Consider the following 17,662-nt stretch of genomic DNA (forward strand, 5'->3'; position numbering starts at 1 on the left):
AAGGAAACGACGCCATGAACATCGACTGGGCTGCACTCGGCCAGGTCTTCGGCACCACGCTCGTGGTGACCGTCGGCATGGTGGGCCTGTTCACCCTGGGCATCGTGGGGACGTCCCGCAAGACCGCGCAGGAGGGCGAGGCGGGCGCCACCGCGGTCGCCGCCGGCGGCTCCTCGGCCGTCGCCCGCGCCGGCGGGTACGCCTGCTTCGCGCTCTGCCTCGCGGCCGTCGGCTACGGCATCTTCCTGATCGTCGCCGGCTGACCCCGCACCGCGCCCAAGGCGCCCGGCGCCGCGTACTCCGCGGCCGCCGGGCGCCTTTGCGTGTCCCCGTCCTGTGGTGTCGGCCACATGGTCTGCCATACGCCTGCGTCGCAGGTCAAGGGTGAGTTGACGGCATTCGCGGCACGTGGTGGACTGCCCGGTGCCATTCGGCGACAGATGAGGAAGTCCGGTGAGAATCCGGCGCGGTCCCGCCACTGTCACCGGGGAGCGCTCCTCCAGGAGAAGCCACGGCCCGCCACAGGCACGGGCTGGAAGGCCGGGGGAAGCGTCGATCCGGGAGCCAGGAGACTCTCGTCGCCGGTCACGTCGAGCCAGGGCGCGGACCCTGAGTGAGGACACACGCCATGCCGGGCTCCGAGCCGAGACCCCTGCCCTCCGCCGTACGCCCGGCACGCGACCGCGGCCGGCCGTTCCGCCGAGGCACGACGGCGGGCTGATCCGACGATGCGTGCCGGACACGCCACCTATGCGTGCGGCGCGGCTCTGGGCTTTCTCGGCGACCTGGCCGTGGGCGATCCCCGCCGCGGTCACCCGGTGGCCGCCTTCGGGCGGGCAGCGGCCGCCGTGGAGCGCGGGCTGTGGCGCGACCACCGCGGATACGGCGCGGCGCACACCGCGCTGTGCGCCGGTGGAGCTGCCCTGGGCGCCGCCCTGCTCTCCCGCTCCGTACGCCGCTGCGCCCCCGCCCGCATCGCGCTGACCGCCGCCGCCACCTGGGCCGTGCTGGGCGGTACGACGCTGGGCCGCGAAGCGCGCGCCATCGGCGGCGCGCTGGAGGCCGGCGACCTCGACGTGGCACGCGAGCGGCTGCCGCACCTGTGCGGCCGCGACCCGCAGTCGCTGGACGGGCCGCAGATGGCCCGCGCCGTCGTGGAGTCCGTCGCCGAGAACACCTCCGACGCGGTCGTGGGCGCGCTGGTCTGGGGCGCCGTCGGCGGCGTGCCGGGCCTGGTCGCCTTCCGCGCGGTGAACACGCTGGACGCGATGGTGGGGCACAAGTCCGACCGCTACCGCCGGTACGGCTGGGCCTCTGCCCGGCTGGACGACGTGGCGGGCTGGCCGGGAGCACGGCTGACCGCCCTGCTGGCCACCGCCGCCGGGCCCGACCCGCGCGGCGCGTGGCGCGCCTGGCGGGCCGACGGCAAGCGGCACCCGAGCCCCAACGCGGGCCCGGTGGAGGCGTCGTTCGCCGGGGCGCTGGGCGTACGGCTGGGCGGCACGCTGGCGTACGCGGGGCGGGTCGAGCACCGCCCGGTGCTCAACGGCGGTGCCCGCGCGGTCGAGGGGGCCGACATCGCGCGTGCGGTGCGCCTCTCGCGCCGGGTGAGCGCGCTGGCGCTGGCGACGACGGTCGGGGCGCGGATCGCCGTGGGCGCGGTGCGCGCGGCACGAAGGACGAGGAGGCCGCGGTGAGCGGAGCGCGGGAAAGGCTCGGCGGCGGACTGCTGGTCGCGGGGACGACGTCGGACGCGGGCAAGAGCGTGGTGACGGCGGGCATCTGCCGCTGGCTGGCGCGCAAGGGCGTCAAGGTGGCGCCCTTCAAGGCCCAGAACATGTCGCTCAATTCGTATGTGACGCGCGAGGGCGCGGAGATCGGGCGGGCGCAGGCCATGCAGGCCGCGGCGGCCCGGGTCGAGCCGACCGCGCTGATGAACCCGGTGCTGCTCAAGCCCGGCAGCGACCGCAGCAGCCAGGTCGTGCTGCTGGGCAAGCCGGTGGGCGAGCTGAGCGCGCGGGGGTACCACCAGGGGCGGCAGGAGAAGCTGCTCGGCACGGTCACCGACTGCCTGACCGAGCTGCGCCGTACGCACGACGCGGTGATCTGCGAGGGCGCGGGCAGCCCGGCGGAGATCAACCTGCGCCGGACCGACATCGTGAACATGGGCCTCGCGCGCGCCGCGGGCCTCCCCGTGGTCGTCGTCGGCGACATCGACCGGGGCGGCGTCTTCGCGTCCTTCTTCGGTACCACCGCGCTGCTCTCCGAGGCCGATCAGGCACACCTCGCGGGGTACGTGGTGAACAAGTTCCGCGGCGACGTGACGCTGCTGGAGCCGGGGCTGGACATGCTCAGGAAGCTGAGCGGCCGGCCGGCGCTGGGCGTGCTGCCCTTCCGGCACGGGCTCGGCATCGACGAGGAGGACGGCCTGCGGGTGTCGCTCCGCGGCGCGGTGCGCGAGAGCACGGTCGCGGCGCCGCACGGCGACGACATCCTGCGGGTCGCCGTCGCGGCCGTGCCCCTGATGTCCAACTTCACCGACGTGGACGCGCTCGCCGCCGAACCGGGCGTCGTGGTGCGCTTCGTGGACCGCCCCGAGGAGCTGGCCGACGCCGACCTCGTCGTGCTGCCCGGCACCCGCGGGACCGTACGGGCGCTGCGGTGGCTGCGCGAGCGCGGGCTCGCCGACGCCATCGTGCGCCGGGCCGCCGAGGGCCGCCCGGTACTGGGCATCTGCGGCGGCTTCCAGATGCTCGCCGAGCACATCGAGGACGAGGTGGAGTCGCGGGCCGGCGCGGTCGACGCGCTCGGACTGCTGCCCGTACGCGTACGGTTCGCGGCGGAGAAGACCCTGGCCAGGCCCGAGGGCGAGGCGCTGGGCGAGCCGGTGGCGGGGTACGAGATCCACCACGGCGTCGCCGAGGTCCGCGAGGGCGACGAGCCCTTCCTGGACGGCTGCCGCGTCGGCTCCGTATGGGGCACGCACTGGCACGGCTCCCTGGAGAGCGACGGCTTCCGGCGCGCGTTCCTGCGCCGGGTGGCGGCGGATGCGGGGCGCGCGTTCGTGCCCGCGCCGGACACCTGCTTCGACGCGCTGCGCGAGGAACAGCTCGACGCGCTGGGCGACCTGATCGAGGAACACGCGGACACGGAGGCGCTGCTGCGCCTGATCGAGAACGGCGTCCCGAAGGACCTGCCGTTCGTACCACCGGGGGCGCCATGACCGACGACCGATTCCCGTATGCAGACCCGAAGCCACTCGAAGGAGTGATCAGCACGTGAGCACCCGGTACCCGTTCACCGCCGTCGTCGGCATGGACGACCTGCGGCTGGCGCTGCTGCTCAACGCCGTCAGCCCGGCGGTGGGCGGCGTCCTGGTACGCGGCGAGAAGGGCACCGCCAAGTCGACGGCGGTGCGTGCGCTGGCCGACCTGCTGCCCGGCGTCCCGGTCGTCCCCGGCTGCCGGTTCAGCTGCGACCCCGCGGCGCCGGACCCGCAGTGCCCCGACGGGCCGCACGACGCCGGCCCCGCCGAGTCCCGCGCGGCCCGCATGGTCGAACTCCCCGTGGGCGCCTCGGAGGACCGTCTCGTGGGCGCCCTCGACATCGAGCGGGCGCTGTCGGAAGGCGTCAAGGCGTTCGAGCCCGGCCTGCTCGCCGACGCGCACCGCGGCATCCTCTACGTCGACGAGGTCAACCTCCTCCACGACCACCTGATCGACCTGCTGCTGGACGCCGCGGCCATGGGCTCCTCGTACGTGGAGCGCGAGGGCGTCTCCGTGCGGCACGCGGCGCGCTTCCTGCTGGTCGGCACGATGAACCCCGAAGAGGGCGAGCTGCGGCCGCAGTTGCTGGACCGCTTCGGCCTGACCGTGGAGGTCGCCGCCTCCCGCGAGCCCGACCAGCGGGTCGAGGTCGTCCGGCGGCGGCTGGCGTACGACGCCGACCCGGTCGGCTTCGCGGCGCGCTGGGCCGCCGAGGAGGAGGCGCTGCGGCAGCGGATCGCCACGGCCCGCGCGCTGCTCCCGGACGTCGTGCTCGGCGACGCTGCGCTCCGCCAGATCTCGGCGACCTGCGCGGCGTTCGAGGTGGACGGCATGCGCGCCGACATCGTGATGGCCCGTACCGCGACGGCGCTCGCCGCCTGGGCGGGCCGGGACGAGGTCGCCGAGGAGGACGTGCGGCAGGCCGCGCTCCTCGCGCTGCCGCACCGGCGCCGCCGCAACCCCTTCGACGCCCCCGGCCTCGACGAGGACAAGCTCGACCAGACCCTGGAGGAGTACGGCCCGCGGGACGACGAGCCGGACCCCGAGCCGGAGGGTCCGGACGACGGTCCGGACGGGCCGGACGGCGGAGGCCCCGACGGGGGCGGCGGGCAGCCGCCGCAGGACGGCCCGGACGACGCGCCGCGGCCGTCGGGTGCGGACGCGGGCCCCGAGCAGCCGTCCGTACCGGACCAGCGCTCCGAGGGCGGTCGTGAGGAGCAGCCCGCGCAGCCTCAGGGCGAGGCTTCTCCGGAGCCCTCCGAGGGCGGCGCGGCTCCGGAGAAGCCCGCCGTCGGCGCCACCGAGCCGTTCAAGACCAAGCGGCTGGACGTGCCGGGGCTCGGCGAGGGCGCCGACGGCCGGCGCTCCCGGGCCCGTACCGCGCACGGCCGCACCACCGGTTCCCGCCGTCCGCAGGGCGCGCTGGGCAAGCTGCACCTGGCCGCCACCGTGCAGGCCGCGGCGCCGCACCAGAAGCGGCGCGGGCGCAGCGGTACGGGGCTCGTCGTCCGCCGGGACGATCTGCGGGAGGCGGTGCGCGAGGGCCGCGAGGGCAACCTCGTGCTGTTCGTCGTGGACGCCTCCGGCTCGATGGCCGCGCGGAAGCGGATGACGGCGGTGAAGGGCGCGGTGCTGTCGCTGCTGCTGGACGCGTACCAGCGGCGCGACAAGGTCGGCATGATCACCTTCCGGGGCGCGGACGCCGCGCTCGCGCTGCCGCCCACGTCCTCGGTCGAGGCGGGCGCGGCCCGGCTGGAGCAGTTGCCGACCGGCGGCCGGACGCCGCTGGCCGCGGGCCTGCTGAAGGCCCATGAGGTGCTGCGGGTGGAGCGCATGCGGGACGCCTCGCGCCGCCCGCTGGTGGTCGTGGTCACCGACGGCCGGGCGACCGGCGGCGTGGAGCCGCGGCCGCGCGCTTCGAAGGCCGCGCGGCTGCTGGCCTCCGAGGGCGTCGCCTCGGTGGTCGTGGACTGCGAGGCGGGCCCCGTCCGCCTCGGTCTGGCCGGGGAGCTGGCCCGCGATCTGCAGGGCACCGCCGTCACCCTCGACGAACTGCGCGCGGACAGCGTCTCCGCGCTCGTACGCAACGTCACCGACACCACCCACCGGAGGGCCGCCTGATGCCGCAGGGACAGCCGACCGTCGTACCGAACGACGGCCTCACCACCCGCCAGCGCCGCAACCGCCCGCTCGTCTTCGTCCACACCGGAACCGGCAAGGGCAAGTCCACCGCCGCGTTCGGCCTCGCGCTGCGGGCCTGGAACCAGGGCTGGCCGGTCGGGGTGTTCCAGTTCGTGAAGTCCGCCAAGTGGAAGGTCGGCGAGGAGCGTGCGCTGCGCGTCCTCGGGGAGACCGGCGAGGGCGGCACGGTGGCCTGGCACAAGATGGGCGAGGGCTGGTCGTGGGTCCAGCGCGACATCGAGTCCAGCGAGGAGGCGGCCCGCGAGGGCTGGGAGCAGGTCAAGCGGGACCTGGCGGCCGAGACGTACAAGCTGTACGTGCTGGACGAGTTCGCGTACCCGATGCACTGGGGCTGGATCGACACCGACGAGGTGATCGAGGTGCTGCGGAACCGTCCCGGCACCCAGCATGTGGTGATCACCGGCCGGAACGCGCCGGAGAAGCTGGTGGACTTCGCCGACCTGGTCACCGACATGACCAAGGTGAAGCACCCGATGGACGCGGGCCAGAAGGGCCAGCGGGGCATTGAGTGGTGAGTACCCGGTGGTGACCGGAGACGAGTGCCCGGTGGCGACCGGGGAGACGAGCACGTGGTGAACATCCCGCGCCTGGTGATCGCCGCGCCCTCCTCGGGCGCCGGCAAGACCACCGTCGCCACCGGTCTGATGGCGGCGTTCCGCGAGGCCGGTCTCGCGGTGTCCCCGCACAAGGTGGGCCCGGACTACATCGATCCGGGCTACCACGCGCTGGCCACGGGGCGCCCGGGCCGCAACCTCGACGCGTACCTGTGCGGTCCGGAGCGGGTCGAGCCGCTGTTCCTGCACGGCGCGGCGGGCGCTGACCTGGCGCTCGTCGAGGGCGTCATGGGCATGTTCGACGGCGCGTCCGGCATGGGCGAGCTGGGGTCGACGGCGCAGGTGGCGAAGTTGCTGCGGGCGCCGGTCGTGCTGGTCGTGGACGCGTCCTCGCAGTCCCGGTCGGTGGCGGCGCTGGTGCACGGCTTCGCGTCCTGGGACCCGGAGGTACGGCTCGCCGGGGTGATCCTCAACAAGGTGGGGTCCGACCGGCACGAGGCGCTGCTGCGCGAGGCGCTGGGCGGCGCGGGCGTGCCGGTGCTGGGCTGTCTGCGGCGCGCGCCGCGGGTCAATACGCCCGCCCGGCACCTGGGCCTGGTCCCGGTCGCGGAGCGGGCCCCGGAGGCGGTGGACTCGGTGGCCGCGCTCGCGGAGCAGATCCGGGCGGGCTGCGACCTTCAGGGCCTGCTGACGCTGGCGCACAGCGCGCCGGAGCTGACCGGGCCCGCCTGGGCGCCGCGGGCCCCGGAGACGCCCGCCCCGGGCCGCCCGGTCGTCGCGGTGGCGGGCGGCGCGGCGTTCACGTTCTCGTACGCCGAGCACGCCGAGCTGCTGACCGCCGCCGGCGCCGAGGTGGTCACCTTCGACCCGCTGCGGGACGAGAAGCTGCCCACGGGCACCTCGGGGCTGGTGATCGGCGGCGGCTTCCCCGAGGTGTACGCGCCGGAGCTGTCGGCGAACGAGCCGCTGCGCACGGCGGTCGCCCGGCTGGCGGCCGCGGGCGCGCCGGTCGCCGCGGAGTGCGCGGGCCTGCTGTACCTGTCCCGGTCGCTGGACGGGAAGCCGATGTGCGGCGTGCTGCCGGCGGACGGGCGGATGTCGGAGCGGCTGACGCTGGGCTACCGGGAGGCGGTGGCGGTCGGCGACAGCGCGCTGGCGGCGGCCGGTACGCGGGTACGCGGCCACGAGTTCCACCGCACGGTCCTGGAGCCGGGCACGGGCGAGAGCCCTGCGTGGGGTTTCGTGCGCCCCGAGCGGCGTACCGAGGGCTTCGTCCGGGACGGCGTGCACGCCTCGTACCTGCATGTGCACTGGGCCGCCGAGCCGTCGCTCGCGCACCGGTTCGCGGCGAGCGCCGCGGCGTGGGCGGCGAGCGCCCGGTGAGCGCCGCGGCGTCCGGCTGCCGGGCCTCAGCCCGACACGCCGACCACCAGCCACATGAAGCCCACGCCCGCGGCCGTGCAGGCCAGCGTCGAGAGCGCCGGGTGGTCGTGGTGGGCCTCGGGCAGGATGTCGGAGGTCGCGAGGTACAGCAGGACGCCGCCGAAGAAACCCAGGTAGAAACCGAGCGGTTGCTCCGGCAGGGTGACCAGGAGGGTCGCCGCGGCGCCCACCAGGGGGGCCAGCGCGTCCGCGCAGAGCAGCAGCAGGGCCTTGCGCCGGGCGTTCCCGTAGAGGCTGGCGATGGTGTACGTGTTGAAGCCGTCGGCGAAGTCGTGGGCGATCACGGCGACCGCGACGGCCACCGCCATCTCGCTGCCGACCTGGTAGGCCGCGCCGATCGCGAAGCCGTCCATCAGACTGTGCACGACCATCGCGGCGGCGGCCGTCAGCCCCACCTGCGGCACCCGTTCCTCCGGGTCCATGCCGTGCGCCGCCTTCCGTACGGCCAGCAGGCGTTCGGCGGCGTGCGCGGCGAGGAAGCCGAGCACGAAGCAGAGCAGCGCCGCGGGCACCCCGAGGAGCTGCACACCGGCCGCTTCGAGGGCCTCCGGCAGCAGGTCGAGGCCGACGACGCCGAGCATCAGTCCGCCGGCGAGGCCGAGGATGAGGTGGCGGCGGTCGGTGACCCGGTGAGCGACCCAGCCCCCGATGAGGGTCATCAGGAACGCGCCGACCGCGATGACCACTGGCACTGTGCCGCCCCTCTCGCCGACGGTTCCGGACCGGTACCGCTGGCGGTACCCGTGTCCCCTGCTTACTGATCCCCGGCCGGTCCCGCATGTCCTGTTCCGCTGTCCTCCCCTTTGCCCTCCCCCGCCGAAAGGACTCCTCATGACCGACGGGGCCGCCGGCGACGGGCGGGCGCCTGACCTGGTGGTGGGGGTCGGCGCGCGGCCCGGGGTGCCGGCGGCGGAGGTGACGGCGCTGATCGCGGACGTGCTCGCGGCGGCCGGGCTGGCCCCTGCCGCCGTGTGCGCGCTGGCCACCGTGGACGTCAGGGCCGGGGAGCCGGGGCTGCGGGCCGCCGCGGCGCTGCTGGGGGTACCGCTGCGGGCGTTCCCGGCCGAGGTGCTGGCGGCCGTGCCGGTGCCTCACCCGTCCGAGGCGGTGCGGGCCGCCACGGGGACGCCGGCCGTCGCGGAGGCCGCCGCGCTGGCCGCAGCGGGCCCCGGTGCCACGCTGGCCGTCCCCAAGCGGAAGGCCGCGCCCCCGGCCGGGGGCGCTTCCCGCGCCACCTGCGCGGTCGCCCGCCGGGCCGTGATGCCCCCGGCCCGTTCGCAGACGCACGTACGCACGCACGAGGAGACGACGCCGTGACCACCCCTCCCGACCTGCGCCACCACGGGGACGCCGAGATCCGCGGCGCGGCGGACCTGACCGACCTCGCCGTCAACGTCCGTACCGGCACCCCGCCGGCCTGGCTCAAGGCCCGCATCGCCGCCTCGCTGGACGGGCTGGCCGCCTACCCGGACGGCCGGGCCGCGCGCGCGGCGGTCGCGGCGCGGCACGGGCTGCCGCCTTCCCGGGTGCTGCTCACGGCCGGTGCGGCCGAGGCGTTCGTGCTGCTCGCGCGGGCCGTACGGGCCGAGCGGCCGGTCGTGGTGCACCCGCAGTTCACCGAGCCGGAGGCGGCGCTGCGGGACGCCGGGCACGAGGTGCACCGCGTGCTGCTGTCCGAGGGGGACGGCTTCCGGCTGGCTCCGGAGGCGGTGCCGGAGGACGCGGACCTGGTCGTGATCGGCAATCCGACCAACCCCACCTCCGTGCTGCACCCCGGGGAGGCCGTCGCGACGCTGGCCAGGCCCGGGCGCACGCTGGTGGTGGACGAGGCGTTCATGGACGCGGTGCCGGGCGAGGCGGAGTCCCTCGTCTCCCGTACGGACCTGCCGGGCCTGGTGGTGCTGCGCAGCCTGACCAAGACCTGGGGGCTGGCCGGGCTGCGCATCGGATACGTGCTGGCGGGCCCGGAGATCATCGAGTCGCTGGAGCGGGTCCAGCCGCTGTGGCCGGTCTCCTCGCCCGCGCTGACCGCGGCGGAGGCCTGCTGCGGGCCGGAGGCGCTCGCGGAGGCGGAGGCGGCGGCCGCGGACATCGCTACCGACCGCGCGTACCTGATCGCCCGGCTGGGCGGCTTCCCGGCGGTCACGGTGGCGGAGCCGGCCGCCGGGCCGTTCGTGCTGATCCGGCTGCCGGACGCGGCGGCCGTACGGGAGCGGCTGCGGCAGCTGGGCTTCGCGGTCCGGCGCGGCGACACGTTCCCGGGCCTGGGGACCGACTGGCTGCGGCTGGCGGTCCGGGACCGGGACACCACCGACCGCTTCGTGACGGCGCTGGCCAAGGCGGTCTGAGCGCCGGCCGGAGGCGGTCTGAGCGCCGGTCGAAGGCGGCCCGGTGGCGCGTCCACCATCCGGAACCCCGTTGCCCGCTACACGTAAGGTCGCCGTAAGGTGCGGCCGTGACGAACGAGCAGACGAACCAGAAGCCAGCGGCAGCCCCTCCTCAGGAGACCGGCGACCTCCCCGCGTCCGACCGCGCCGCGCGGCGCGCCGTCACGCTCTTCCCGCTGCTCGTGATCGTGGCCGGGCTGATCGGCCTGTTCTGGCCGTCCCACTTCACCGGCTGGGCCCCGGCCGTGCCGTGGCTGCTCGGCGTCGTGATGTTCTCCATGGGCCTCACGCTCACCGTCCCGGACTTCGCCGCGGTCGCCAAGCGGCCGTGGGCGGTCGGCCTGGGCCTGGTGGCGCACTACGTGATCATGCCGGGACTGGGCTGGCTGGTGGCCACCGTGCTGGACCTGCCGCCCGCGCTGGCGGCCGGCGTGATCCTGGTGGGCTGCGCCCCGAGCGGCACGGCCTCCAACGTCGTGACGTACCTGGCGCGCGGCGACGTCGCCCTGTCGGTGTCGGTGGCCACGGTCTCGACCGTGGTCGCGCCGTTCGTGACGCCGCCGCTGACCTACCTGCTCGCCGGACAGTTCATGCACGTGGACGCCGGGGTGATGGTGACCGACATCCTCAAGACCGTGCTGCTGCCGGTCTTCGCCGGCCTGCTGGTCCGGCTGGTCGCCGGCCGCTTCATCGACCGGCTGCTCCGGGCGCTGCCCTGGCTCTCGGCGCTGACCATCGCGGTGATCGTGCTGGTCGTGGTGGCGGGCAGCGCGGCCCAGATCAAGGACGCGGCCGCGCTGGTGCTGCTCGCCGTGGTGCTGCACAACGGGCTGGGCCTGGCGCTGGGCTACGGGGCGGGCTCGCTGGCCCGACTGGGCCGCCCGGCGAGCCGCGCGATGGCCTTCGAGGTCGGCATGCAGAACTCCGGCCTGGCGGCCTCCCTGGCCACGGCCCACTTCAGCCCCGCCGCCGCCCTCCCCGCAGCGGTCTTCTCGGTCTGGCACAACATCTCGGGCGCGGTGGTCGCGGCCTGGATGGCACGGAGCGCCCGGAGGCACGGCGCGTAAGCGCCCGTCCTCAGGGGCGCGGGGAACTGCGCGCCCGGCCACGACGGCGCCGCGCCGGGCCACCGGGCAACGCCCCAGCGGCGCTCAGCTCACCACCTTCCCCCGCAGCACCACCCTCCGCGGCGTACCGAGCACGCGTACGTCTTCCCGAGGATCCGCCTCGTACACCACCAGGTCGGCGGACGCGCCCTCGGTGAGCCCGGGACGCCCCAGCCACTCCCGAGCGCCCCACGCGGTCGCCGAGAGCGCCTCCAGGGGCGGGATACCGGCCTTGACCAGCTCCGCCACCTCCTGGGCGACGAGACCGTGCGCGAGCGCCCCGCCCGCGTCCGTACCGACGTACACCGGCACCCCGGCGTCGTACGCCGCCCGTACGGTGTCGTAGCGGCGCTCGTGCAGCCGTCGCATGTGGTCGGCCCAGCGCGGGTACTTCCGCTCGCCGCCGGCCGCCAGCTGCGGGAAGGTCGCGATGTTCACGAGCGTCGGCACGATCGCGACGCCGCGCTCGGCGAAGAGCGGAATGGTCTCCTCGGTGAGGCCCGTCGCATGCTCGATGCAGTCGATGCCGGCCTCCACGAGAGGCGCGAGGGACTCCTCGGCGAAGCAGTGGGCCGTGACGCGTGCCCCCAGCCGGTGCGCCTCGGCGATCGCGGCGGCCACCGCGCCGGGCGGCCAGCAGGACGACAGGTCGCCGGTCTCGCGGTCGATCCAGTCGCCGACGAGCTTGACCCAGCCGTCGCCCCGCCGCGCCTCCTGGGCGACGTACGCCACCAGGTCCTCGGGCTCGATCTCGTGCGCGTAGTTGCGGATGTAGCGGCGGGTGCGCGCGATGTGACGCCCGGCGCGGATGATCCGCGGCAGGTCCTCCCGGTCGTCGATCCACCGGGTGTCAGCGGGCGAACCGGCGTCCCTGATGAGCAGCGTGCCCGCCTCGCGGTCGGTGAGCGCCTGCTTCTCGCTGGTCGCCTCGTCGACCGCGCCGTGCGCGTCCAGGCCCACGTGGCAGTGGGCGTCGACCAGGCCCGGCAGCGCCCATCCCTCGATGGTGTCGATCTCCCGTGATCCGGCCGGTCGGGTGAACGTGACACGCCCGCCGACGACCCAGAGGTCCTCGCGTACGTCGTCGGGCCCGGCCAGGACCCTCCCCTTGATGTGCAGCACCGCGCTATCGGTCATGCACGCACTGTACGAGCCGGGCCCCGCGGCCTGGACGGGGCGGCCCCGGCAGAAGAATCACGGAAACCCCATGGCGCTCCGGGGTTTTCTTGCTGTACACCTGTTACCGGAGAATTTCCAATTCTTCAGGCGCGCAGCTTCCCGTATTCTTCTGCCCGCTTTTCCGCAGCTCAAACGCGTCGATTCAGGTGACCCGCAAGGCCCGTAATTCGGACGGATCTCGCGGCCGTTACGCACATGTGACCGACCACACAAGCTGGTCGCTTTGCCCCATATTTTCCGGGCAAACCGAGACATCCCAGAGGTCCGTCGTGCGCCCGTGCGCCCCCGCGCGATAACACAGAACCCCCCGCCTCCGTAACCCCAACCCGCGATGCATTTTCCAATTTCCCTCGGTAAATTTAATTCCCATGACCGCCGCACAAGCAGACCTTGCACGTGCCCGAAGCGAATTCAGAGAAATGCCGGAGGGCTTCAAGCTCGACGCCCCGCGAGTGGAGGACGGGGCGGCCATCTGGCGCATAGCCCGGGACTCCGGAACGCTGGACCTCAACTCGTCCTACAGCTACCTGCTGTGGTGTCGTGACTTCGCCGCCACCTCCGTCGTCGCCCGCGACACGGAGGGCGAGTCGGCCGCCTTCATCACCGGCTACATCCGGCCCGCCCGCCCCGAGACCCTCGTCGTCTGGCAGGTCGCCGTCGACGACGCGCACCGGGGCCGCGGACTGGCCGCAGCTCTCCTGGACGGCCTCGCCGGCCGTGTCGCGCAGGAGCAGGGCGTCACTCGCCTCGAGACCACGATCTCACCGGACAACGCCGCGTCGAACCGGCTGTTCGCCTCCTTCGCCGAGCGCCACAGGGCCTCCGTGGAGCGCGAGGTCCTCTTCGACGCCGGGCTGTTCCCCGAGGAGGGCCACGAGCCCGAGGTGCTGCACCGCATCGGTCCCCTCGCCCCGCCTGCTCAGCGCTGAGCACACCCCAAGACTTCCCCCTCCCTGTCACACCCCACATCTCCCAGGAGCATGCTGTGACCATCACCCAGCCGGACCTGAGCGTCTTCGAGACCGTCGAATCCGAGGTGCGGAGCTACTGCCGCGGCTGGCCCACCGTCTTCGACCGGGCGCAGGGCAGCCGCATGTACGACGAGGACGGTCACGCGTACCTCGACTTCTTCGCCGGCGCCGGGTCGCTGAACTACGGCCACAACAACCCGGTACTCAAACGGGCCCTGATCGACTACATCGAGCGGGACGGCGTCACCCACGGCCTGGACATGTCCACCACGGCCAAGCGGGCGTTCCTGGAGTCCTTCCAGAACATCATCCTGCGCCCGCGTGACCTGCCCTACAAGGTCATGTTCCCGGGCCCGACGGGCACCAACGCGGTCGAGGCCGCGCTGAAGCTCGCCCGCAAGGTCAAGGGCCGCGAGTCGATCGTGTCCTTCACCAACGCCTTCCACGGCATGTCGCTGGGCTCGCTCGCGGTCACCGGCAACGCCTTCAAGCGCGCCGGCGCCGGCATCCCGCTGGTCCACGGCACCCCGATGCCGTTCGACCACTACCTCGACGGCCGCTACCCGGACTTCCTCTGGTTCGAGCGGCTGCTGGAGGACCAGGGCTCCGGCCTGAACACCCCCGCCGCCGTGATCGTCGAGACGGTCCAGGGCGAGGGCGGCATCAACGTCGCCCGTCCCGAGTGGCTGCGCGCCCTGGCCGACCTGTGCGAGCGCCGCGACATGCTGCTCATCGTCGACGACATCCAGATGGGCTGCGGCCGTACGGGGGCCTTCTTCTCCTTCGAGGAGGCGGGCATCGTGCCGGACATCGTCACCGTCTCCAAGTCCATCAGCGGTTACGGCCTGCCGCTGGCGCTCACGATGTTCAAGCCGGAGCTGGATGTCTGGGAGCCGGGCGAGCACAACGGCACCTTCCGCGGCAACAACCCGGCCTTCGTGACCGCCGCCGCGACCCTGGACACCTACTGGGCCGACGGCCAGATGGAGAAGCAGACCATCGCCCGCGGTGAGATCATCGAATCGCACCTGCGCGCCATCGCCGAGGAGCACCCGCGGGCCGGCGTGGACTACCGCGGCCGCGGCATGGTCTGGGGCATGGAGTTCGCCGACAAGACCCTGGCGAACAAGATCTCCAAGCGGGCCTTCGAGCTGGGCCTGCTCATCGAGACTTCGGGTCCGGAGAGCGAGGTCGTCAAGCTGCTGCCGGCGCTCACCACGACCCCCGAGGAACTGGACGAGGGTCTCCGCATCCTCGCCCGCGCGGTCCGCGACTGCGCCTGACAGGCGTGATGGGGCCGGCCGGCGTAACCGGCCGGCCCTCTTTCGGACCTCACCACCCGCAGAAAAGAAAGGCACAAACCACGTGATCGTTCGCTCGTTCAAGGACATCGAGGGCACCGACCGCCACGTCAAGTCCGCTTCGGGGACCTGGGAGAGCAAGCGCATCGTGCTCGCCAAGGAGCGCGTCGGTTTCTCGCTGCACGAGACCATCCTTTACGCGGGCACCGAGACCGACATGTGGTACGCGAACCACATCGAGGCCGTACTGTGCGTAGAGGGCGAGGCAGAGCTCGAGAACCGGGAGACCGGCGAGAAGCACTGGATCGAGCCCGGCACGATGTACCTGCTCAACGGCCACGAGAAGCACACCCTGCGGCCGAAGACGGACTTCCGTTGCGTGTGCGTCTTCAATCCGCCGGTCACCGGTCGCGAGGACCACGACGAGAACGGCGTGTACCCGCTGCTCACCGAGCCCGAGGCGAGCTGACGCCGCTGGAATCAGGCCCGCTGCCCCGTCCGGCAGTTGAGGAAGGCACGTACGAGAGGAGAGGAAGGCAACACCATGACCACCGCACCCGAGCGCATCGCCGACCTGTACCCGACCCGTGGGACCACCGAGGTGATCACCCCGCGGCAGGACCCGGTGGTGTGGTCGCAGCCCGGCACGGCAGGCCCGTTCCAGCCGGCCGAGCTGAGCGACTTCGAACGCGACGGCTTCTTCGCCATCGAGGAACTCATCACGGCGGACGAGGTCGCGGTGTACCGCGCCGAACTGGACCGGCTCACCCATGACCCCGAGGTCAAGGCCGACCCGCGCTCGATCGTCGAGGCGAAGTCGGACAAGGTCCGGTCCGTATTCGAGGTGCACAAGATCAGCGAGGTGTTCGCCAAGCTGGTCTCCGACCCGCGCGTAGTGGGACGCGCCCGTCAGATCCTCGGCTCGGACGTCTACGTCCACCAGTCGCGGATCAACGTCAAGCCGGGCTTCGGTGCGTCCGGGTTCTACTGGCACTCGGACTTCGAGACCTGGCACGCCGAGGACGGCCTGCCGAACATGCGCACGGTGTCCGTCTCGATCGCGCTGACCGAGAACTACGACACCAACGGCGGCCTGATGATCATGCCGGGGTCGCACAAGTACTTCCTGGGGTGCTCGGGCGAGACGCCCGTGGACAACTACAAGAAGTCGCTGCAGATGCAGGACGCGGGCACGCCCTCGGACGAGGCGCTGACCAAGCTCGCCGGCCAGTACGGCATCAAGCTGTTCACCGGCAGGGCCGGCTCGGCGACGTGGTTCGACTGCAACGCCATGCACGGTTCCGGCGACAACATCACGCCGTACCCGCGCAGCAACGTCTTCATCGTCTTCAACAGCGTGGAGAACACCGCCGTGGAGCCGTTCGCGGCCCCGGTGCGGCGCCCGGAGTACATCGGCGCCCGGGACTTCACCCCGGTCAAGTGACGCACGACCCCGTGGTGTCCTCTCCCTCGTGAGCAGGAGCCCGGTTCCGGGCCGGGGGGTCTTGGGTTCCGCCCAGGGGTCCCCGGCTCACAACCAGGCCAGTGACGCGGCCGTCGCCAGCACGTGCTGAGCGGCGGCCGCGTCGCCTGCCTGGCCCCGGCTCACCTCCTGCGGGGTGAGCCGGCCGCCCACCAGCAGGCAGAGGTCGACCGCGTCCAGCACCAGCTCGGCGGCGACCGGCTCGGCGGCCGGGCCCAGCACCCAGTCGCCGCCCGCCGCGCCCTCCACCCCCAGCAGCACGGGCCGGGTGCCGTCCCCCAGCGCCAGGTCCACGATCCGCACCGCGAGCGCCACCAGTCGCCGCAGGTGCACGGGCGGTGGCGGAGGCACGGTCAGCCCCAGCGCCCGCCCGATGTCCCGGGTGTGGATCCACGTCTCGAACGCCCGAATGACGTAATGGTCGGCGACCGGCAGCCGCTTCCCCATCAGCGCCGTGGGCAGCGCGGCCGGCTCCTCCTCCCGGGCCTCCGGCAGGTCCAGCAGGCCGTGCGCCTGGGTCCGCCACGCCTCGGCCGTCTCGGCCGGCGGCCGGGTGTGCTCGTACGCCACCACCTCCTGCGTACGCGCCGCCCAGCGCACCTCCCACGGCGCCGCGTCCCCGGTGCCGCCCGCCTCGGCCCGCGTCACCGGCAGCATCCCCAGCCGCTCGGCCAGCGGCTCGTCCGCCGCGATCAGGTGCGCGACCGTGCCCTGCACGTCCCAGTCGTGCACCACCGGCGTGCCCCAGCGCGCCGGCTCGCCGTCCAGCTCGCGCAGCAGCGCCTCCAGGCTCGCCACCGCGGCGGCGTACGGGGCGGCGTGGGCGGCCGGCGCGTCGTGCCCCGTGCGCGCCGCCCGGGCCGCCGCCATCAGCCGCCCGCGGCCGACCTTGTCGGCGCCCCGGCGGGTGCCCTTGGCCGGCGCGGCGGGCGGCCCGTCCAGCCGGTGCACCGCCTCCCGCAGCCGCACCAGCTCCTCCGCGCACTCCGCGCAGTCCTCGACGTGCGCGCGGATGCGTTCCGCGTCGCCGGACATCACGGCGTCCAGCGCCCAGGCGGCGAGCAGCTCGGCGATCTCGGGGTGCTCCTCCGCGGGATCCCAGCCCATCAGGTGCCCTTCTCGACGGCCGGATCCGGCGGGTCGGCCAGCCGGTCGGCGAGGCTGCGCAGCGCCACGCGGAGCCTGGTCTTGGCGGTGCCCTCGGGAATGCCCAGTTCCACCGCGGCCTGGCGGTAGGTGCGCCCGGCGAAGTACGCCAGGTGGAGCACCTGGCGCTGGGCCAGCGGGAGTTCGGCGAGCGCGGTGTGCGGCAGCAGCGCGACGCCGGCCGGGAGGGCCCGCTCCTCGGCGTCGCACATCCGGTCCACGGCCCGCCGGTGGGCCCGCATGCTGAGCCAGGCCCGCAGCGAGCCGCGTGCGGGGTCGAACGTGTAGGGGCGGGCCCACAGCTGGGTGAGGATCTCCTGGACGACCTCCTCCGCGGCGTTCGTGCTGCGCGTGACGCGGCGGGCCACGGCGTGTGCCAGCCCGCCGAAGGCGTCGTACACCTCCCCGAGAGCGGACTCGTCGCCGTACACCAGTCGCCGGTGCAGGTCCTCGTCGCGCGGCGGAGTTGATGTACTTGCAGCTCTCCGGTCCACCGGCACCACCTCGTGAGGTCGTGCTGCCATTCCTAGCCGCCCGCGCCGCCGCGCGGTAGCCGTCCGCCCGGCCGAATTGCCCGGCGCGCCCCGGAGGCTAGCCTGACCTGGCGCCGTCCCGGCAGGGAAC

The 17,662-nt window shown here is 73.8% G+C and carries 17 protein-coding genes and 1 riboswitch; of the genes, 13 read left to right on the plus strand and 4 right to left on the minus strand.

The window, feature by feature from the left end; all coding sequences use genetic code 11:
- Positions 1 to 14: 14 nt before the first annotated feature.
- The 6 genes from ACIGQF_RS10090 (at position 15) to ACIGQF_RS10115 (ending at position 7,405) form a co-directional block, all read left to right on the plus strand.
- On the plus strand, positions 15 to 263 hold the full coding sequence (locus tag ACIGQF_RS10090; RefSeq protein ID WP_399707745.1) for a hypothetical protein: 249 nt from the start codon (positions 15 to 17) through the stop codon (positions 261 to 263).
- Positions 264 to 440: 177 nt separating this feature from the next.
- A riboswitch (cobalamin riboswitch) is annotated at positions 441 to 575 on the plus strand.
- A 153-nt stretch (positions 576 to 728) separates the two neighbouring features.
- On the plus strand, positions 729 to 1,697 hold the full coding sequence (locus ACIGQF_RS10095) for a cobalamin biosynthesis protein (protein ID WP_399707747.1): 969 nt from the start codon (positions 729 to 731) through the stop codon (positions 1,695 to 1,697).
- Positions 1,694 to 3,223: a cobyric acid synthase gene (locus ACIGQF_RS10100; RefSeq protein ID WP_399707749.1), complete on the plus strand. Its 1,530-nt coding sequence runs from the start codon at positions 1,694 to 1,696 to the stop codon at positions 3,221 to 3,223. The genes ACIGQF_RS10095 and ACIGQF_RS10100 overlap by 4 nt, the downstream gene beginning before the upstream one ends.
- A 55-nt stretch (positions 3,224 to 3,278) precedes the next feature.
- On the plus strand, positions 3,279 to 5,387 hold the full coding sequence (locus ACIGQF_RS10105; protein WP_399707751.1) for a putative cobaltochelatase: 2,109 nt from the start codon (positions 3,279 to 3,281) through the stop codon (positions 5,385 to 5,387).
- On the plus strand, positions 5,387 to 5,983 hold the full coding sequence (gene cobO, locus ACIGQF_RS10110; protein ID WP_399707753.1) for a cob(I)yrinic acid a,c-diamide adenosyltransferase: 597 nt from the start codon (positions 5,387 to 5,389) through the stop codon (positions 5,981 to 5,983). Before ACIGQF_RS10105 ends, cobO begins: the two co-directional genes overlap by 1 nt.
- Positions 5,984 to 6,037: 54 nt before the next feature.
- The gene (locus tag ACIGQF_RS10115) at positions 6,038 to 7,405 is read left to right on the plus strand and encodes a cobyrinate a,c-diamide synthase (RefSeq protein ID WP_399707755.1); all 1,368 of its coding nucleotides are present in this window, start codon (positions 6,038 to 6,040) and stop codon (positions 7,403 to 7,405) included.
- A 26-nt stretch (positions 7,406 to 7,431) separates the two neighbouring features.
- Here the strand turns inward: ACIGQF_RS10115 and ACIGQF_RS10120 are convergent, their stop codons facing one another.
- Positions 7,432 to 8,124 carry a ZIP family metal transporter gene (locus ACIGQF_RS10120; protein WP_399708568.1) on the minus strand — a complete coding sequence of 231 codons (693 nt, stop codon included), beginning with the start codon at positions 8,122 to 8,124 and terminating at the stop codon, positions 7,432 to 7,434.
- 172 nt (positions 8,125 to 8,296) lie between these two features.
- Here ACIGQF_RS10120 and ACIGQF_RS10125 point away from each other — a divergent pair, with 172 nt between their 5' ends.
- From ACIGQF_RS10125 to ACIGQF_RS10135, 3 genes are all read left to right on the plus strand, one after another.
- A complete protein-coding gene (locus ACIGQF_RS10125) occupies positions 8,297 to 8,782 on the plus strand; it encodes a cobalamin biosynthesis protein (RefSeq protein WP_399707757.1) in 486 nt (161 codons plus the stop codon).
- The gene (cobC, locus tag ACIGQF_RS10130) at positions 8,779 to 9,813 is read left to right on the plus strand and encodes an Rv2231c family pyridoxal phosphate-dependent protein CobC (protein ID WP_399707759.1); all 1,035 of its coding nucleotides are present in this window, start codon (positions 8,779 to 8,781) and stop codon (positions 9,811 to 9,813) included. Before ACIGQF_RS10125 ends, cobC begins: the two co-directional genes overlap by 4 nt.
- A gap of 107 nt (positions 9,814 to 9,920) precedes the next feature.
- Positions 9,921 to 10,919: a bile acid:sodium symporter family protein gene (locus tag ACIGQF_RS10135; RefSeq protein WP_399707761.1), complete on the plus strand. Its 999-nt coding sequence runs from the start codon at positions 9,921 to 9,923 to the stop codon at positions 10,917 to 10,919.
- An 84-nt stretch (positions 10,920 to 11,003) separates the two neighbouring features.
- Here the strand turns inward: ACIGQF_RS10135 and ACIGQF_RS10140 are convergent, their stop codons facing one another.
- Complete coding sequence (locus tag ACIGQF_RS10140) at positions 11,004 to 12,095, minus strand: amidohydrolase family protein (protein WP_399707763.1); 1,092 nt, start codon at positions 12,093 to 12,095, stop codon at positions 11,004 to 11,006.
- A 410-nt stretch (positions 12,096 to 12,505) separates the two neighbouring features.
- On the opposite strand from ACIGQF_RS10140, the gene ectA reads away from it, so the two are divergent.
- The 4 genes from ectA (at position 12,506) to thpD (ending at position 15,853) form a co-directional block, all read left to right on the plus strand.
- Positions 12,506 to 13,066: a diaminobutyrate acetyltransferase gene (ectA, locus tag ACIGQF_RS10145; protein WP_399707764.1), complete on the plus strand. Its 561-nt coding sequence runs from the start codon at positions 12,506 to 12,508 to the stop codon at positions 13,064 to 13,066.
- A 56-nt stretch (positions 13,067 to 13,122) separates the two neighbouring features.
- Complete coding sequence (ectB, locus tag ACIGQF_RS10150; RefSeq protein ID WP_399707766.1) at positions 13,123 to 14,391, plus strand: diaminobutyrate--2-oxoglutarate transaminase; 1,269 nt, start codon at positions 13,123 to 13,125, stop codon at positions 14,389 to 14,391.
- 82 nt (positions 14,392 to 14,473) lie between these two features.
- Entirely contained in the window at positions 14,474 to 14,878 is a 405-nt protein-coding gene (locus tag ACIGQF_RS10155; RefSeq protein WP_399707768.1) for an ectoine synthase, read from the plus strand.
- 75 nt (positions 14,879 to 14,953) lie between these two features.
- Entirely contained in the window at positions 14,954 to 15,853 is a 900-nt protein-coding gene (gene thpD, locus ACIGQF_RS10160) for an ectoine hydroxylase (protein ID WP_399707769.1), read from the plus strand.
- Between the two features lie 87 nt (positions 15,854 to 15,940).
- On the opposite strand, the gene ACIGQF_RS10165 is transcribed toward thpD, so the two are convergent.
- Positions 15,941 to 16,999, minus strand: a complete 1,059-nt coding sequence (locus ACIGQF_RS10165; RefSeq protein WP_399707771.1) for a maleylpyruvate isomerase family mycothiol-dependent enzyme — start codon at positions 16,997 to 16,999, stop codon at positions 15,941 to 15,943.
- On the minus strand, positions 16,999 to 17,562 hold the full coding sequence (locus ACIGQF_RS10170) for a sigma factor (protein ID WP_399707773.1): 564 nt from the start codon (positions 17,560 to 17,562) through the stop codon (positions 16,999 to 17,001). The genes ACIGQF_RS10165 and ACIGQF_RS10170 overlap by 1 nt, the downstream gene beginning before the upstream one ends.
- Positions 17,563 to 17,662 lie beyond the last annotated feature (100 nt).

Origin of the sequence: Streptomyces sp. NPDC053560 (assembly GCF_044544605.1) — a bacterium.
GTDB lineage: Bacteria > Actinomycetota > Actinomycetes > Streptomycetales > Streptomycetaceae > Streptomyces.

Coding starts and splice junctions, on each gene's coding strand:
- ACIGQF_RS10140 (WP_399707763.1), bottom strand. CDS start 12,095: ATGACCGATAGCGCGGTGCTGCACATCAAGGGGAGGGTCCTGGCCGGG.
- ACIGQF_RS10090 (WP_399707745.1), top strand. CDS start 15: ATGAACATCGACTGGGCTGCACTCGGCCAGGTCTTCGGCACCACGCTC.
- ACIGQF_RS10170 (WP_399707773.1), bottom strand. CDS start 17,562: ATGGCAGCACGACCTCACGAGGTGGTGCCGGTGGACCGGAGAGCTGCA.
- ACIGQF_RS10095 (WP_399707747.1), top strand. CDS start 729: ATGCGTGCCGGACACGCCACCTATGCGTGCGGCGCGGCTCTGGGCTTT.
- cobO (WP_399707753.1), top strand. CDS start 5,387: ATGCCGCAGGGACAGCCGACCGTCGTACCGAACGACGGCCTCACCACC.
- ACIGQF_RS10120 (WP_399708568.1), bottom strand. CDS start 8,124: ATGACCCTCATCGGGGGCTGGGTCGCTCACCGGGTCACCGACCGCCGC.
- ACIGQF_RS10165 (WP_399707771.1), bottom strand. CDS start 16,999: ATGGGCTGGGATCCCGCGGAGGAGCACCCCGAGATCGCCGAGCTGCTC.
- ACIGQF_RS10125 (WP_399707757.1), top strand. CDS start 8,297: ATGACCGACGGGGCCGCCGGCGACGGGCGGGCGCCTGACCTGGTGGTG.
- ectA (WP_399707764.1), top strand. CDS start 12,506: ATGACCGCCGCACAAGCAGACCTTGCACGTGCCCGAAGCGAATTCAGA.
- thpD (WP_399707769.1), top strand. CDS start 14,954: ATGACCACCGCACCCGAGCGCATCGCCGACCTGTACCCGACCCGTGGG.